The 15,854-nt window shown below is 63.7% G+C and carries 16 protein-coding genes; 12 read left to right on the top strand and 4 right to left on the bottom strand.

Annotation, left to right across the window (positions count from 1 at the left end):
• The 12 genes from EN879_RS05725 to EN879_RS05780 form a co-directional block, all read left to right on the top strand.
• Window positions 1-613, top strand: a 613-nt coding sequence (locus EN879_RS05725; protein ID WP_164774324.1) for an ABC transporter permease, incomplete at its 5' end; no start/stop codon positions are given.
• Window positions 610-1,530 carry an ABC transporter permease gene (locus EN879_RS05730; protein ID WP_024502122.1) on the top strand — a complete coding sequence of 307 codons (921 nt, stop codon included), beginning with the start codon at window positions 610-612 and terminating at the stop codon, window positions 1,528-1,530. The genes EN879_RS05725 and EN879_RS05730, both read left to right, overlap by 4 nt.
• A gap of 33 nt (window positions 1,531-1,563) precedes the next feature.
• A complete protein-coding gene (locus tag EN879_RS05735; protein WP_063169703.1) occupies window positions 1,564-3,207 on the top strand; it encodes an ABC transporter substrate-binding protein in 1,644 nt (547 codons plus the stop codon).
• Window positions 3,197-4,141 carry an acetamidase/formamidase family protein gene (locus EN879_RS05740; protein ID WP_024502120.1) on the top strand — a complete coding sequence of 315 codons (945 nt, stop codon included), beginning with the start codon at window positions 3,197-3,199 and terminating at the stop codon, window positions 4,139-4,141. The genes EN879_RS05735 and EN879_RS05740 overlap by 11 nt, the downstream gene beginning before the upstream one ends.
• A gap of 46 nt (window positions 4,142-4,187) precedes the next feature.
• A complete protein-coding gene (locus EN879_RS05745; protein ID WP_063169704.1) occupies window positions 4,188-5,951 on the top strand; it encodes an ABC transporter ATP-binding protein in 1,764 nt (587 codons plus the stop codon).
• A gap of 206 nt (window positions 5,952-6,157) precedes the next feature.
• Window positions 6,158-7,366 (top strand): ABC transporter substrate-binding protein, encoded by a 1,209-nt coding sequence (locus EN879_RS05750; protein WP_013528530.1) that lies wholly within the window; start codon window positions 6,158-6,160, stop codon window positions 7,364-7,366.
• Between the two features lie 12 nt (window positions 7,367-7,378).
• Complete coding sequence (locus EN879_RS05755; RefSeq protein WP_063169705.1) at window positions 7,379-8,158, top strand: ABC transporter ATP-binding protein; 780 nt, start codon at window positions 7,379-7,381, stop codon at window positions 8,156-8,158.
• Entirely contained in the window at window positions 8,151-8,861 is a 711-nt protein-coding gene (locus tag EN879_RS05760; RefSeq protein WP_013528528.1) for an ABC transporter ATP-binding protein, read from the top strand. The genes EN879_RS05755 and EN879_RS05760 overlap by 8 nt, the downstream gene beginning before the upstream one ends.
• Window positions 8,862-8,868: 7 nt before the next feature.
• Window positions 8,869-9,756 carry a branched-chain amino acid ABC transporter permease gene (locus tag EN879_RS05765; RefSeq protein ID WP_063170419.1) on the top strand — a complete coding sequence of 296 codons (888 nt, stop codon included), beginning with the start codon at window positions 8,869-8,871 and terminating at the stop codon, window positions 9,754-9,756.
• Window positions 9,757-9,778: 22 nt separating this feature from the next.
• A complete protein-coding gene (locus tag EN879_RS05770; RefSeq protein ID WP_024502115.1) occupies window positions 9,779-10,750 on the top strand; it encodes a branched-chain amino acid ABC transporter permease in 972 nt (323 codons plus the stop codon).
• A gap of 98 nt (window positions 10,751-10,848) precedes the next feature.
• A complete protein-coding gene (locus tag EN879_RS05775; RefSeq protein ID WP_063169706.1) occupies window positions 10,849-11,496 on the top strand; it encodes a class I SAM-dependent methyltransferase in 648 nt (215 codons plus the stop codon).
• 91 nt (window positions 11,497-11,587) lie between these two features.
• Window positions 11,588-12,646 carry an aminopeptidase gene (locus tag EN879_RS05780; protein WP_063169707.1) on the top strand — a complete coding sequence of 353 codons (1,059 nt, stop codon included), beginning with the start codon at window positions 11,588-11,590 and terminating at the stop codon, window positions 12,644-12,646.
• A gap of 82 nt (window positions 12,647-12,728) precedes the next feature.
• Here the strand turns inward: EN879_RS05780 and EN879_RS05785 are convergent, their stop codons facing one another.
• The 4 genes from EN879_RS05785 to EN879_RS05800 all read right to left on the bottom strand — a co-directional run.
• Window positions 12,729-12,962, bottom strand: coding sequence for a hypothetical protein (locus EN879_RS05785; protein ID WP_063169708.1), 234 nt, complete (start codon window positions 12,960-12,962; stop codon window positions 12,729-12,731).
• A gap of 104 nt (window positions 12,963-13,066) precedes the next feature.
• On the bottom strand, window positions 13,067-13,450 hold the full coding sequence (locus EN879_RS05790; protein WP_082826717.1) for a VOC family protein: 384 nt from the start codon (window positions 13,448-13,450) through the stop codon (window positions 13,067-13,069).
• Between the two features lie 95 nt (window positions 13,451-13,545).
• The gene (locus tag EN879_RS05795) at window positions 13,546-14,526 is read right to left on the bottom strand and encodes a 2-dehydropantoate 2-reductase (RefSeq protein ID WP_013528521.1); all 981 of its coding nucleotides are present in this window, start codon (window positions 14,524-14,526) and stop codon (window positions 13,546-13,548) included.
• Window positions 14,527-14,528: 2 nt separating this feature from the next.
• On the bottom strand, window positions 14,529-15,854 hold a 1,326-nt coding region (locus EN879_RS05800; protein ID WP_127273978.1), incomplete at its 5' end, for an AMP-binding protein.

Raw genomic sequence — 15,854 nt, forward strand, 5'->3', positions numbered from 1 at the left:
CACCTCGCTGATCATCGGCATCGTCGCCAATGGCGTGGCACTGTTCATTGGCACGCTGGTCGGTGTTGTCGCCGGCTATTTCCGTGGCTGGATCGGCAGCGCGCTGATGCGTTTCACCGATTTGATGATGGCGTTTCCGGCACTGCTGCTCGCCATTTGCCTGGCCGCGGTGTTCGAGCCCAGCCTGTGGATCGTCGCCATGGTCATCGCTTTGGTCAACTGGGTGCAGACCGCCCGCGTCATCTACACCGAGACCTCATCGCTGGCGGAGCGTGAGTTCATCGATGCCGAACGCACCATCGGCGCGAGCGCGCCGCGCATCCTGTTTCGCCACATCCTGCCGCATCTCTTACCGACCATCATCGTCTGGGGCACGCTCGGCATTTCGACCACCGTGCTGCTCGAGGCGACACTCTCCTTCCTCGGCATCGGCGTCCAGCCGCCCACGGCGTCCTGGGGCAACATCATCTTCGAGAACCAGACCTATTTCCAGGCCGCACCCTGGCTGGTGTTCTTTCCGGGTGCCGCGATCCTGGCGCTGGCGCTCGCCTTCAACCTGATCGGCGATGCGCTGCGCGACATCCTCGATCCGACGCAAAGAGGCCGGGCATGATCGCCTATCTCGGCCGCCGCCTCATCCAGTCGCTGCTGATCCTGCTCGGCGTCTCGCTGATCACCTTCGCTCTGCTCTATCTCCTGCCCGCCGATCCGGTGCGCCAGATCGCCGGCCGCAGTGCCACGCCGCAGACGGTCGAGAACATCCGCCAGCAGCTCGGCCTCGACCAGCCGTTCGTCGTCCAGTACTGGCGCTATCTCACGAAGCTCGTCAGCGGCGATCTCGGCCGCTCCTACATCCAGCGCTCCGAAGTCACCGAGCTGATCGTTTCGCGGCTGCCGGCCAGCCTGTTGCTGATGGTCGGCGCCATCCTGTGCGAGCTGTTGCTCGGCCTGAGCATGGGCCTGATCGCCGCCGTCAAGCGCGGCACCGCCACTGACCAGACGCTGATGGTCGCCTCCTTCGTCGGCGTCTCGGCGCCGCAATTCGTCGTCGGTCTGCTGCTGCTCTACGTCTTTGCCGTGCGGCTCAGCTGGTTCCCGATCGGCGGCTACGGCACCTGGCGTCATCTGGTGCTGCCGTCACTGACCATGGGAATCCTCGGCGCGGGCTGGTACGCGCGCATGATGCGCTCGTCGATGATCGACGTGCTGCGCCAGGATTACGTGCGCACCGCCCGCGCCAAAGGCCTGGCGCGGCGAGCTATCCTGTTCCGCCATGCGCTGCCCAACGCCATCCTGCCGGTGATCGCCATGATCGGCATCGACATAGGCATCTTCATGGGCGGCATCGTCGTCGTCGAAAGCGTATTCGGCTGGCCCGGCATTGGCCAGCTCGCCTGGCAGGCCATCCAGCGCGTCGACATCCCGATCATCATGGGTGTGACGCTGGTGTCGGCCTTCGCCATCGTGCTGGGCAATCTGCTGGCCGACATCATCGCGCCCTTCATCGACCCCCGCATCAAGCTCAGATGAAATGAAAACCAGACAGAGAAAGGGAACATAAAAATGAAAAGGTTTCTCGCATCCACGGTAGCGGCATCGGCGCTGGCGCTGATGCTCGGCATGACGAGCGTTCGCGCCGAGGACGCCGTCGATCCGAACGCCAAGCAGGGCGGCGCCATCACCATCACCTACAAGGACGACGTCGCCACGCTCGATCCGGCGATCGGCTATGACTGGCAGAACTGGTCGATGATCAAGAGTCTGTTCGACGGGTTGATGGACTACGAGCCGGGCACCACCAATTTGAAACCCGACCTCGCCGAAAGCTACGAGATTTCGCCCGACGGCAAGACCTTCACCTTCAAGCTGCGCCATGGCGTGAAATTCCACAATGGCCGCGAGATGACGGCCGACGACGTGAAATATTCGCTCGACCGCGTCACCAATCCGAAGACGCAGAGCCCCGGCGCCGGCTTCTTCGGCTCGATCAAGGGCTATGACGATGTCGCCGCCGGCAAGGCCGAGAGCCTCTCCGGCGTCACCGTCGTCGACCCTTACACGGTCAAATTCGAATTGACCCGCCCCGACGCCACCTTCCTGCATGTGATGGCCATCAACTTCGCCCATGTCGTGCCGAAGGAAGAGGTCGAGAAATACGGCGCCGATTTCGGCAAGCATCCGGTCGGCACCGGCGCCTTCAAGCTCGCCGAGTGGACGCTCGGCGAGCGCATCGTCTTCGAGCGCAATGCGGACTATTGGCACAAGGGCCTGCCGCATCTGGACAAGATCACCTTCGAGATCGGCCAGGAGCCGATCGTGGCGCTGCTGCGCCTGCAGAAGGGCGAGATCGACGTCCCCGGCGACGGCATTCCGCCAGCAAAATTCCAGGAGGTGATGGCCGATCCCGAGCAGAAGGCACGCGTCGTCGAAGGCGGCCAGCTGCACACCGGCTATGTCACCATGAACACCACCATGGCGCCGTTCGACAATGTTAAGGTGCGCCAGGCAGTCAACATGGCGATCAACAAGGCGCGCGTCATCCAGATCATCAACGGCCGCGCCGTGCCGGCCAACCAGCCGCTGCCGCCGTCGATGCCGGGCTACGACAAGGAATACAAGGGCTATCCCTATGACGTCGCCAAGGCCAAGGCGCTGCTCGCAGAGGCTGGCCACCCCGACGGCTTCGAGACACAGCTGTTTGCCATGAACACCGATCCCAACCCGCGCATCGCCCAGGCGATCCAGCAGGATCTGGCGGCGATCGGCATCAAGGCCAGCATCCAGTCGCTGGCGCAGGCAAACGTGATTGCCGCCGGCGGCGACAAGGCCGGCGCACCGATGATCTGGTCCGGCGGCATGGCCTGGATCGCCGACTTCCCGGATCCGTCGAACTTCTACGGCCCGATCCTCGGCTGCGCCGGTGCGGTGCCCGGCGGCTGGAACTGGTCGTGGTATTGCAACAAGGATCTCGACGCCAAGGCGGCCGAGGCCGACTCGGTGGTCGACCCGGCTAAATCAGGCGAACGCGACAAGATGTGGAGCGCCATCTACGACAAGGTGATGGAAGACGCGCCCTGGGCGCCGGTCTTCAACGAGCAGCGCTTCACCATGAAATCGGCGCGCATGGGCGGCGCCGACAACCTCTATGTCGACCCGGTTCATATCCCGATCAACTACGACAATGTGTACGTAAAAGATGTGCAATAACTGCGACTACACCATCCACGGGCGCCAACATCATTTCGGCTGGGACAATTCGTTTGCCCCGGCCGAGCGGGTGGCGCCCGGCTCGACGATCGAGTTCCAGTGCCTCGATTCCTCCGGCGGCCAGTTGCAGGCCGGCAGCACGGTCGCCGACGTCGCCAAGCTCGACTTCGCCACCGTCAATCCGGTGACCGGGCCGATCTTCGTCGAGGGGGCCGAGCCGGGTGACGCGCTGAAGGTGACGATCGAGATGTTCAAGCCGTCCGGCTTCGGCTGGACGGCCAACATTCCGGGCTTTGGGCTGCTCGCCGACGACTTCAAGGAGCCGGCGCTGAACATCTGGAAATACGACGCTGCCTCGCTCGAGCCGGCGCTGTTCGGCAAGAATGCGCGTGTGCCGTTGAAACCCTTCGCCGGCACCATAGGCAACGCGCTGGCGGAAAAGGGCCACCACTCGGTGGTGCCGCCAAGGCGCGTCGGCGGCAATCTCGACATCCGCGATCTCGCCGCCGGCACCACGCTCTATCTGCCGGTGGAAGTGGCGGGCGCGCTGTTTTCGGTCGGCGACACCCATGCCGCGCAAGGTGACGGCGAGGTCTGCGGCACGGCGATCGAAAGTCCGATGGACGTCGTGCTCAAGCTCGACCTGGTCAAGGATGCCAGGCTGAAGACGCCGCGCTTCACCACGCCAGGCCCGGTGACGCGCCATCTCGACGCCAAGGGCTATGAGGTGACGACCGGCATCGGTCCGGACCTGATGACCGGCGCCAGGGAAGCGGTTGCGCAGATGGTCGACCTGCTCGCCGGTCGTTATCACATCGACCCAGTCGAGGCCTATATGCTGGCCTCGGTCTGCGGCGATCTCCGCATCAGCGAGATCGTTGACATGCCGAACTGGGTGGTGTCGTTCTACTTTCCGCGCTGCGTGTTTGAATGAGGAGGGGGGGGTGCCGGAGTAAATCCCTCTCCGGGTCACGCGCGCAATGATCACCGCCAGCGAACCCATACTCGACATCGCCAACCTCTCCGTCAGCGTGCGCGGCGAGGAGGGCGAGCGCGAGGTCGTCTCCGACCTGTCGCTGACGTTGTCTCGTGGCGAGACGCTGTGCATTGCCGGTGAATCCGGCTCCGGCAAATCGATGACCGCTCTGGCCATCATGCAGCTTCTGCCGCAGCCTGCCGCCAGGATTTCATCCGGCAAGGTCCATCTCGGCGATACAGATCTGACGATTCTGGACGAGCGCCGGATGCGGCGCATTCGCGGCAACCGCATCGCCATGATCTTCCAGGAGCCGATGACCTCACTCAACCCGGTGCTGTCGATCGGCCGGCAGCTCACCGAATCCATCGAGGCGCATACCTCCCTGTCGCAGAGCGAGGCTCGCCAGCGTGCCATCGAGGCGCTGAAGGCGGTGCGCATTTCGGAAGCCGAAAGCCGGCTAAAGCAGTTTCCGCACGAACTGTCCGGCGGCATGCGCCAGCGGGTGATGATCGCCATGGCGCTGGCGCTCGAGCCGGACGTGCTGATCGCCGACGAGCCGACGACGGCGCTCGACGTCACCGTGCAAGGCGAGGTGCTGGAACTTTTGCGCGATCTGCAGCGCCAGCATGGCACCAGCGTCATCCTCATCACTCATGACATGGGCGTCGTCGCCGAAATGGCCGACCGCGTCATCATCATGCGGCATGGCCGCATGGTCGAAGAGGGAAAAACCGCTGACATTTTCGCCAGGCCGCAAGCCGGCTACACGCGCGAGCTGCTGGCCGCCGTGCCGCGCATCGGCAGCGGTATCGGTCGCCAGGAATCCAGGAGTGCCGAGACGGCAACGCCGGCCAATGTCGCTGACGTCAAGGACCTGCATGTCCGTTTCGACCTGCATGGCGGCTTCTTCGGCCGGGTCACTCGTTGCGTCCACGCCGTCGAAGGCGTCAGCTTCTCGATCGCGCCCAACGAGACGCTGGCGCTGGTCGGCGAATCCGGTTGTGGCAAGTCGACCACCGCCAAGGCGCTGGCCGGACTGGTGCCCTACAGCGGCGACATCGCCATTGGCGGCCGCAATCTGTCCGGCCTCGGCCGCGACGAGCGCAAGGCGGTGCGCCGCGACGTGCAGATGATTTTCCAGGACCCCTATGCCTCGTTGGACCCACGCATGCGTGTCGGCGACCTCGTCGCCGAGCCGCTGCTGATCCACGGTATCGCCTCGAAGGAAGAGCGCAGCGAGCGTGTCGCAGCGCTGTTCGAGCGCGTCGGCCTGTCGGCCGACCAGATGGAACTCTATCCGCATGAATTCTCCGGCGGCCAGCGCCAGCGCGTCTGCATTGCCCGCGCGCTTGCACTGCGGCCGAAGCTGATCATCGCCGACGAAAGCGTCTCGGCGCTCGACGTCTCGGTGCAGGCGCGCGTGCTCGATCTGTTGAAGGAATTGCAGCGCGAATTCGGCGTCGCCTATCTCTTCATCTCGCATGACATGGCGGTGGTCGAGAACATCTCCGACCGCGTCGCCGTCATGTATCTCGGCCAGATCGTCGAGATGGGCACCCGCGACCAGGTCTTTTCCAACCCGCGCCATCCCTACACCAGGCGCCTGATCGAAGCCGTGCCCGTGCCCGATCCCGCGCAGCGCAGAAGCCGCTTCGCGCGCCTCGACCAGGAAATCCCGAGCGCCACCCGCAGGATCGGCGAGGCGCCGCTGAAACTGGCGCTGAGGGATGTCGGCAACGGCCACCTCGTCGCCGCCGAGGGCTGAGCCGGCACTGCCGCCGGGCGGTTCACATGTTTGTGTCTCTATCTCTCGCCCAAGGCTCGCGTTGCGCCGCCAAACCGTATCGCTTCGAACACTAAATCCCTAACGGCCTCTTGCCCTCTGTCCCTATCTTCCTCATGTTCAATACCATTGCGATGATCGATCGTAGGAGGGTCGGTCGGATTCATCGCTATGGGAGGAAGTCAACCATGAAGGTAAGCCTTTTCGTTTCCGCGGCACTTCTCGCCGCATCCGCGATCCCCGCTTCGGCCGCCGAAATTTCCGACGGCAAGGTCAAGATCGGCATCCTCAACGACCAGTCGGGCGTCTACGCCGACTTCGGCGGCAAGTGGTCGGTCGAGGCGGCCAAGATGGCCGTTGAGGATTTCGGCGGCAAGGTGCAGGGAGCGCCGATAGAAATCATCAGCGCCGACCACCAGAACAAGCCGGATATCGCCTCCAACATCGCCCGGCAGTGGTACGACACCGAGCAAGTCGATGCCATCATGGAACTGACGACCTCTTCGGTAGCGCTCGCCGTCCAGGGGATTTCCAAGGAAAAGAAGAAGATCGACATCGTCACCGGCGCGGCGACCACGGAGCTGACCGGCAAACAGTGCTCGCCCTACGGCTTCCACTGGGCCTATGACACTCACTCGCAGGCGGTGGGTACCGGCGGCTCTCTCGTGCAGCAGGGCGGCGACAGCTGGTTCTTCGTCACCGTCGACTATGCATTCGGCTACTCGCTGAAGGATCAGACCACCAAGTTCGTCGAAAGCCATGGCGGCAAGGTGCTGGGCGAGGTGCGTTATCCCCTGGGATCGACCGATTATTCGTCCTTCCTGCTGCAGGCGCAATCGTCGGGCGCCAAGGTCATCGGCCTGGCCAATGCCGGCCTCGATACCTCCAACTCCATCAAGCAGGCGGCCGAATTCGGTATCGTGCAGGGCGGCCAGCGTCTTGCCGCACTCCTGTTCACGCTGGCCGAGGTGCATGGGCTTGGCCTTCAAGCGGCGCAGGGCGTCGTGCTGACCGAAGGCTATTACTGGGATCGCGACGACAAGAGCCGCGAATTCGGGCAGCGCTTTTTCAAGCGCACCAACCGCATGCCGAACATGATCCAGGCCGCGACCTATTCGGCGGTGACGCAGTATTTGAAGGCGATCGACAAAGCCGGCACGGACGAGACCGAAGCCGTCGCCAAGCAGCTGCATTCGATGCCTGTGGACGACGCGGTGATAACCAACGGCAAGGTGCAGGCGGACGGCAACATGGTTCACGACATGTACCTCTACCAGGTCAAGTCGCCAGCCGAGAGCACCAAGGATTGGGACTACTACAAATATCTCGCCACCATTCCAGGCAACGAGGCCTTCCTCAGCGAGAAGGAAAGCGGCTGTCCGACGGCCGGCCAGTGATCGGCGCGGCCGATGGCGCCGACTGACCTGGACGCGAACGAGCCGCGGGTTGTGCTTTCCGCCCGCGGGTTGCGACGCGACTTTGCCGGCTTCATCGCCGTCAAAAACGTCGATATCGATGTCCGCCATGGCAACATCCATGCCCTGATCGGACCCAACGGCGCCGGCAAGACGACCGTCTTCAACCTGCTCACCAAGTTCCTGGCGCCGACCAGCGGCAGGATCGAGCTGCTTGGCCACGACATCACCCGCACCTCGCCGGCCAGGGTTGCGCGGATGGGGCTGGTGCGCTCGTTCCAGATATCGGCGATTTTTCCGCACCTCAGCGTGCTCGACAATGTTCGCGTCGCGCTGCAGCGGCCGGGTGGTCTTGCCGTTCAATTCTGGCGCTCGCTCGCGGCGCTCGACCGGCTGACCCCGCGCGCCGAGGAATTGCTGCGCTCGGTTGGTCTCGACGACGCCAGGAACAGGCTCGCCGGCGATCTTTCCTATGGCAGAAAACGCGTGCTGGAGATCGCCACGACGCTCGCGCTCGATCCGAAAGTGCTGCTGCTGGACGAGCCGATGGCCGGCATGGGGCATGAGGACGTGGCCACGGTTTCCAGCCTCATCCGTTCGGTTGCCAGGGATCGCGCCGTGCTGATGGTCGAGCACAATCTGACCGTGGTGGCCGACCTTTGCGACTGGATAACGGTCATGCAGCGCGGCGAGGTGCTGGCCGCTGGCGACTACGCCACCGTTAGCCGCGACGAGCGCGTCAAGATCGCCTATATGGGCACCGCCGATGACTAGTGCCGCACCTCTGCTTGCCGTCACCGGCCTCAACGCCTGGTATGGCGAGGGCCATGCGCTGCACGGTGTCGATCTGGAAGTGTTTGCCGGCGAGACGGTCACGCTGCTCGGCCGCAATGGCGTCGGCAAGACGACGACGCTGCGCGCCATCATGGGGTTGATCCGCAAGCGGACCGGCCGGATCGCCTTCGACGGCAAGGACCTGATGCGGCTGCCGCTGCACCGCACCGCCCATCAAGGCATCGGCTTCGTGCCGGAGGAGCGCGGCATCTTCGCAACGCTGACCGTGGACGAGAATCTGGTTCTGCCGCCGGTCGTCGCGCAGGGCGGCATGAGCGTCGAGGAGATATTCGATCTGTTCCCCAATCTGAAGGAGCGGCGCAACAGTCCCGGCACCAGGCTGTCGGGCGGCGAACAGCAGATGCTGGCGATCGCGCGCATGCTGCGAACCGGCGTGAAGATGCTGCTCCTCGACGAACCGACGGAGGGGCTCGCTCCCGTCATCGTGCAGCGCATCGGCGCGTTGCTGGCGACGTTGAAAAAGCGCGGCATGACGATCCTGCTGGTCGAGCAGAACTTTCGCTTCGCCAGTCGTGTCGCCGACCGTTTCTATCTGATGGAGCACGGCAAGGTGGTGGCGGGGTTTCCGGTCGGCGAACTGCCGGACCGCATGGCGCAGCTCCACGAAGTCCTGGGTGTATGATGGCGCCATGACGATGATCTTCGGAATCCCGGTTCAGGCCTTCCTCGGCCAGTTGCTGGTCGGCCTGATCAACGGCTCGTTCTACGCCATGCTGAGCCTGGGCCTGGCTGTCATATTCGGCTTGCTGCGCGTCATCAATTTCGCCCATGGCGCCCAGTATATGTTCGGCGCCTTCGTCGGCTACCTGCTTCTCACCCATCTCGGCATCGGCTATTGGCCCGCTTTGATCCTTGTGCCGCTGATAGTTGGCATCTTCGGCGTCGTGGTCGAGCGCCTGGCGCTGTCGAGGCTGTACGATCTCGATCCGCTCTACGGGCTGCTCTTCACCTTCGGCCTCGCGCTCGTACTCGAAGGCATCTTCCGCTATTATTACGGCGTCTCGGGAAACCCCTACGCCGTGCCGCCGCTGCTTGCCGGCGGCACCAATCTCGGCTTCATGTTCCTGCCCAACTATCGCGGCTGGGTCGTGGTCGCCTCGCTGATCGTCTGCTTCGGCACCTGGGCGCTGATCGAGAAGACCAGGCTTGGATCCTATCTGCGCGCGGCAACCGAGAATCCCCGTCTCGTCCAGGCTTTCGGCGTCAACGTGCCGTTGCTGCTGACCCTCACCTACGGCCTTGGCTCCGCGCTGGCCGGGCTTGCCGGCATTCTGGCAGCACCGATCTATCAGGTGAGCCCGCTTATGGGATCGGACCTCATCATCGTCGTCTTCGCGGTGGTGGTGGTCGGCGGCATGGGATCGATCCTCGGTGCGATCGTCACCGGCTACATGCTTGGCCTCGCCGAGGGCCTGACCAAGGTCTTCTACCCCGAGGCCTCCAATCTCGTGGTCTTCGTCATCATGGCCATCGTGCTTCTGGTCCGGCCGGCTGGCCTGTTCGGAAGGGACGCTTGACATGTCGGAAGGGACATCTGACATGACCGAACTGACGCTTCGCGAGGCATCGGCCAAAACCTCGGCACGGCTGGAATGGATGCTGGTCGGGCTCGGCATCCTGGCGCTGCTGGTAGCGCCTTTCCTGATCTATCCGATCTTCCTGATGAAGATGCTGTGTTTCGCGCTGTTTGCCTGCGCGTTCAATCTTCTGCTCGGCTATACCGGGCTCTTATCGTTCGGCCACGCCACCTTCTTCGGCGGCGCCGCCTACTTCACCGCGCATGCCGTCAAGGTCTGGGGCTGGCCGCCGGAAGCCGGCATTCTGCTCGGCATGGCGGGTGCGGCCTTGCTCGGCCTTGTCATGGGCTTTTTCGCCATTCGCCGGCAAGGCATCTATTTCGCCATGATCACGCTGGCGCTGTCGCAGATGTTCTTCTTCTTCTGTGTGCAGTCGCCCTTCACGCAAGGCGAGGACGGCATTCAGGGCGTGCCGCGCGGCATGCTGCTTGGCGTCCTCGACCTGAACGTCTCGCTGAACATGTATTACTTCGTGCTGGCGGTGTTCCTGATCGGCGTCTTCGCCATCTGGCGCATCGTCAACTCGCCGTTCGGCATGATCCTGCGCTCGATCCGCGAGAACGAGAACCGCGCCATTTCGCTGGGCTATTCCGTCGCCAACTACAAGCTGGGCGCCTTCGTCATGTCGGCGGCCCTGGCCGGGCTGGCCGGCTCGCTCAAGGCGATCGTTTTCCAGTTCGCCACGCTCACCGACGTCACCTGGCAGATGTCGGGCGAAGTGATCCTGATGACGCTTCTCGGCGGCATCGGCACCATGGTCGGGCCGATCATCGGCGCCAGCCTTGTCATTGGCCTGGAAAACACGCTTGCCACTTCCGGCTTTCCGGTGACCATCGCCACCGGCCTCATCTTCATGGTGTGCGTGCTGATCTTCCGGCGCGGCATCGTCGGCGAATTTTATGCGCGGATTTTCAAGCGGGCGGGCAAGGACTGAGCAGTTCAAGCTGGCGGCTGAATACCTGACCGCTCGATTGTCCGGTTGCGTCCTAGTTCTGCCGGTAAGGAACTCGGAACCTGGGGGGCCGCACGCCAATGTTGGACAACTACGCGGTGGACGGGTTTGGCGTGATCCACCAGGTCGACTCCAAACCGATCAAGTATGACAAGCAGTACATTTCCTATTACGAGGACCTGAGTGACCGGACCATCAAGCTCGGATATCAGCGACTCGGCTGGGTGCTGGGGATCACTGGCGAGATCCCCCGGTCCGTGCTGGAGATTGGATATGGCACCGGCACATTCATCGAAGCCGCGAAAATAACCGGGGTCGCCGACTGCGCCGGCTGCGACATAACCAGGTTTCCGCTGCCCAAGGGCGTCCGCTTCGTCGATTGGGATGAGGCGCTCTCCAGCTCGTGGGATCTCGTCGCCATGTTCGATGTGCTTGAGCATATCCCGGATCTGGGTTTCCTCGCCCGGCTTAAGGCCCGCTACCTGGCCGTCGCCGTCCCTTATTGCCGCTGGCGCGAGCTCGGCGCCGACGGCGACGCCTGGTTCCGGACGTGGCGTATGCGTCTTCCCGACGAGCACCTCCACCACTTCGATCGTGACTCGCTGGTGGCATTCCTCGCACGCAGCGGCTTCGAATGCATGACGCTGAACTGCTTCGAGGACGGGATCAGACTGCGCCCTGGCGAAGTGGGTCCGAATATTCTGTCCGGATTCTTTAGAAAGCTATAGACCTCGATCAAATCGATGCGGCTGCTTGGGACCTGGGGCAATCGCGACAATCGCCCGATCGGTACGGGAGCACTGCTGTGGGCAAATCGTGATGCGCGCATTCTTTCGATTGGTTGCCGTTATGATCGTGGTGTCTGGCGCGACCGGCTGCACCAGTGTTTCCTATTACGCGCAATCCGTGCAGGGTCATCTGCGGATCATGACGGCGCGCCAGGATGTCGGAAAACTGATCGAGGACCCTTCGACGCCGAAGGCATTGCGCGCTCGAATGGCATCGGCGAGCGCCATACGACAGTTCGCAACGGATGAACTGGCGCTGCCCGACAACAGCAGCTACCGCAGCTATGTCGATATCGGCCGGGATTCGGTGACATGGGCCGTCTTCGCCGCGCCGGCATTCTCGCTGACGCCGCGAACATGGTGTTTTCCCGTTTTCGGCTGCGTGCCCTACCGGGGATATTTCTCCAGGAAGTCCGCAATTGAAACCGCTGCCGAACTTCAAGGACAGGGCATGGATGTCTATGTGACGGGCATCACCGCATATTCCACGCTTGGCTGGTCGAGTGACCCGCTGCTGAGCACGATGTTCAGCGAGGATAAAACCTATCTTGCAGGGCTGGTGTTCCATGAACTGGCCCACCAGCGCGTCTACGTGCACGACGATTCCGCATTCAACGAGTCGTTCGCTGTCGCCGTCGAAACGACCGGCGTGAGAAAATGGCTGCGCGCGGCTGGCGATACCGCCGCATTGCGCCGTTACGAAGCCGCCCGGAGGCGCAAAGCTGAATTTCTTGCGCTGGTGTCGCAAACACGGGACGAGTTGGCAAAAGTCTATTCCAACGCCGGAACCTCGGAGCAAAAACTGGCCGCAAAGACGGCGGCGATTGAACGGCTGCGGATGCGCTACCGACACATGCGCGACAGGCGCTGGGGCCGATACCGGGGATACGATGCCTGGTTCGCTTCCCCGATCAACAATGCAAAGCTCGCCGCGACTTCCGTCTATAGCGATCGGGTGACCGCGTTTCTGCGCCTGTTCGATCTGTGCTCGGGCGACTATGTCAGGTTCTATGCGTCGGTCCGACGGATTGGCGCACTGGACCAAGCTCACCGTGCCGAAGCCCTTGCGGCCGCAGATCGCTGTTATTGAGTCGGTCAAATGGGAGGGCCCGGAGCGTCGGAGAACATGCGTCCGAAACCAACCAATCACACGGTTGAGATCGCGCGCGGTTCTACTGGTCCGAAAACTTCACGCTCACGCCGCGTTGCCGAAAATAAGCCTGCATCAACTTGCGGCCCGAGCGGTTGTTCTGCGCCAGCTTGGTCGGATCGAACACCGCCTGTTTGATCCCCTCTCGCGTCAGCGCCGCCTTAAGCGCCGCGATATGTGTGTCGATGTCGGCATTGTCCGCCCGGAGCGAGGCATAGATGCTCTCGGTCGCCTCGGCCACGGTCAGTTCGCTCATTGGTGTCGTCCTTTGGTTAGTTGGGCGGCGCTTAGCACAGATTCGCGGTCCGCCGATACCGAGACCGTCAGTACAAAGCGCCCATCGTGAAATCGAACCGTTCCTTATGGGGCTTCGTAGAGTTCCAGCGGCAATCCATCCGGGTCCCTGAAAAAGGTAAACCGTTGGTCTGTGTATGGATCGATCCGGATTGGCTCGACGGCAACGCCTGCGGCTTCCAGGCGGATAATCACGGGATCAAGATTAGCCACCGCGAATGCCAGATGTCTCAGGCCTGTAGCCTCTGGGTGGGACGGCCGCGTCGCCGGTGCAGGGAAGGAGAACAATTCCAGTTGGGCCGACCCGATCCGCAGATCCGCCTTCCATGACTGCCGCTCCTCCCGATAAACCTCCCGGATCAGATCGAGGCCGAGGAGTTCGACGTAGAACCGTCGCGACCGGTCGTAGTCGGTGCAGATGAGCGCGACGTGGTGAATGGCGTTCAGCATGCTGCTAACCCTGGTCAAGCTGGGAGATGAGGCCAAGGCGCTTCAAGGCCTGGATCGTCGCGCCCTCGCCACGGTGCTGATCAACCCCGAGCCCATTATCCATAACACCCGCGTTCCACCGCCAGCCGCCGCACCAGCGCCAGCACGGCATCGATGGTCGGGGTCGGCTTGTCCGTTAGCCTGCCAAGTTCCTGCACCGCGCTCACCAGCGCGTCGATCTCCATCGGCCGGCCACGCTCCAGGTCCTGCAGCATCGAGGTCTTGTGCTCGCCGACATCGCCGGCGCCCTTGATGCGCCGGTCGACCGCGATGGGAAAACGCACGCCGAGGCTTTCGCCGATCGCCTGCGCCTCCAGCATCATGGTGCGGGCGAGCGTGCGGGTGCCCTCGTCGGCAACGATCGCGGCAAGCGTGCTGCCGGTCAGCGCCGAGATCGGGTTGAACGAAAGATTGCCCCACAGTTTTACCCAGATCTCGCTGCGGATGTCTTCGCGCACCGGCGCCTGCAAGCCGCCCTTGACCATCTCCTCGGCCAGAAGCGTGACCCGTTCGCTGCGCTCGCCCGAGGGTTCGCCGAGCGAGAAGCGTTTGCCCTCGACATGGCGGATGAGCCCCGGCGCATCGACCTCGACCGCGGGATAGACGACCGAGCCGATGACGCGGTCCGGTCCAATCCGCTGCCAGATCGCGCCGCCGGGATCGACCGCGTTCAGCCTGGTGCCTTCGAGCGGCCCGCCGACGCCGTGGAAATACCACCACGGCACGCCGTTCTGCATGGTGACGACTGATGTGTGGTCCCCAAGCAGCGGTGCGATCTGGTCGAGCGCCGGGGTGAGGGAATGGGCCTTCAGCGCCAGCACGACATAATCCTGCACGCCAAGTTCCTCGGCCTTGGCGGCGGCCCGGACGGGGACGGACGTCTCCTGGCCATCCTCGATCAGGCGCAGGCCATCTGCCTTGATCGCTTCCAGATGGGCGCCGCGCGCGACGATCGAGAGATCGGTGCGGCCGGCGGCGGCAAGCTTGGCAGCGAGATAGCCGCCGATCGCACCGGCGCCGAAGATGGTGATCTTCATCGTCAAAGCCCGAGTTTGGCGGCAAGGCCGATGCGCTGCAATTTGCCGGTCGCGCCCTTGGGGATCTCGTCCAGGATCAGGATCTTGCGCGGCACTTTGAAGTCGGCAAGCCGCGTCGCGGCATAGGTGCGGATGTCGCTCTCAGCGGCGCTGATGCCTTCGCGCAGCACAACCGCCGCCGCCACCTCCTCGCCAAGCTTGTCATGCGGCATGGCGAAGGTGACGACCTGTGCCACCGCCGGATGGTCCATCAGCACATCGTCGACCTCGAGTGGCGAGATCTTTTCGCCGCCGCGATTGATGATCTCCTTGAGCCGACCGGTGACCCTGAGATAGCCGTCCCCGTCCAGCACGCCCTGGTCGCCGGTGTGGAACCAGCCATGCGCGAAAGCCGTGGCGTTGGCATCCGGGTTCTTTTCGTAGCCCGTCGTGACATTGGGCCCGCGGATGACGATCTCGCCGGACTCGCCTGCATCGAGCAGCCGCCCGTCGGGCGCCATCACAGCCACCTCCGGCCCGGCGGAGGCACCAACGCTGCCGGGCTTGCGCTGGCCCGGCGGCAGCCGGTTCGAGGCCATCTGGTGAGCCGCCTCGGTCATCCCGTAGGATTCGATCACTGGGCAGCCGAAGGTCGCTTCCAGCTCAGTCATTACCTGCGCCGGCAGCGACGCCGAGGACGAGCGGATGAAGCGCAGGCGCGCCGCCGCCAGCGCCTCGGTGTTGCGTGCCGCGCGGGCCAGGATCGCCTGATGCATGGTCGGCACCGCCGTGTACCAGCTCGGCTGCGCCTCGCTCAGCCACTGGAAGAAGCGCAGCGCGTTGAAACCCGGCGTGCAGTAGATGCTGCCGCCGGCAGCCAGCGACGACAGCACGGCCGCGATCAGGCCGTGAATGTGGAACAGCGGCATGATATTGAGGCAACGGTCATCGGCCGTCAGGCCAAGCGTGCCGCCGATATGAGCTGCCGAGGCCGCGATGTTGGCATGGCTGAGCGGCACCAGTTTTGGACGCGATGTCGTGCCGGAGGTATGCAGCAGCAGCGCAATGTCGCTGTCTTGCGCCATGTCGGGCGCGGCCTTCGGTCCGATCGCCGCGCCCTCGATAGCAAAACTGCCGGCCGGTGTGCCGGGCTGCACGACGAGCCGCAGCACGCCGATGCCGAGGCGTTCGGCCACCGTCACCGCGGGGCCGGTCTCACCCTCCGCGACGAGGATCGCCTTGGCGCCGATGTCGGTCAGGTAGAAATCGAGCTCGTCGGCCCGGTAGGCGGGGTTGAGCGGCGCCGTAGAGGCGGCGGCCGCCACGGCGACGAAGGCGGTGGCCATCTC

It is taken from the genome of Mesorhizobium sp. M7A.F.Ca.AU.002.02.1.1 (assembly GCF_003998535.1).
GTDB lineage: Bacteria > Pseudomonadota > Alphaproteobacteria > Rhizobiales > Rhizobiaceae > Mesorhizobium > Mesorhizobium ciceri.

Excerpts from the sequence above, each read along its gene's own strand:
- EN879_RS05780 (WP_063169707.1), top strand. The coding sequence starts at position 11,588 with ATGCGCGCATTCTTTCGATTGGTTGCCGTTATGATCGTGGTGTCTGGC.
- EN879_RS05755 (WP_063169705.1), top strand. The coding sequence starts at position 7,379 with ATGGCGCCGACTGACCTGGACGCGAACGAGCCGCGGGTTGTGCTTTCC.
- EN879_RS05740 (WP_024502120.1), top strand. The coding sequence starts at position 3,197 with ATGTGCAATAACTGCGACTACACCATCCACGGGCGCCAACATCATTTC.
- EN879_RS05765 (WP_063170419.1), top strand. The coding sequence starts at position 8,869 with ATGACGATGATCTTCGGAATCCCGGTTCAGGCCTTCCTCGGCCAGTTG.
- EN879_RS05770 (WP_024502115.1), top strand. The coding sequence starts at position 9,779 with ATGACCGAACTGACGCTTCGCGAGGCATCGGCCAAAACCTCGGCACGG.
- EN879_RS05785 (WP_063169708.1), bottom strand. The coding sequence starts at position 12,962 with ATGAGCGAACTGACCGTGGCCGAGGCGACCGAGAGCATCTATGCCTCG.
- EN879_RS05775 (WP_063169706.1), top strand. The coding sequence starts at position 10,849 with ATGTTGGACAACTACGCGGTGGACGGGTTTGGCGTGATCCACCAGGTC.
- EN879_RS05790 (WP_082826717.1), bottom strand. The coding sequence starts at position 13,450 with ATGCTGAACGCCATTCACCACGTCGCGCTCATCTGCACCGACTACGAC.
- EN879_RS05760 (WP_013528528.1), top strand. The coding sequence starts at position 8,151 with ATGACTAGTGCCGCACCTCTGCTTGCCGTCACCGGCCTCAACGCCTGG.
- EN879_RS05795 (WP_013528521.1), bottom strand. The coding sequence starts at position 14,526 with ATGAAGATCACCATCTTCGGCGCCGGTGCGATCGGCGGCTATCTCGCT.
- EN879_RS05735 (WP_063169703.1), top strand. The coding sequence starts at position 1,564 with ATGAAAAGGTTTCTCGCATCCACGGTAGCGGCATCGGCGCTGGCGCTG.
- EN879_RS05730 (WP_024502122.1), top strand. The coding sequence starts at position 610 with ATGATCGCCTATCTCGGCCGCCGCCTCATCCAGTCGCTGCTGATCCTG.
- EN879_RS05750 (WP_013528530.1), top strand. The coding sequence starts at position 6,158 with ATGAAGGTAAGCCTTTTCGTTTCCGCGGCACTTCTCGCCGCATCCGCG.
- EN879_RS05745 (WP_063169704.1), top strand. The coding sequence starts at position 4,188 with ATGATCACCGCCAGCGAACCCATACTCGACATCGCCAACCTCTCCGTC.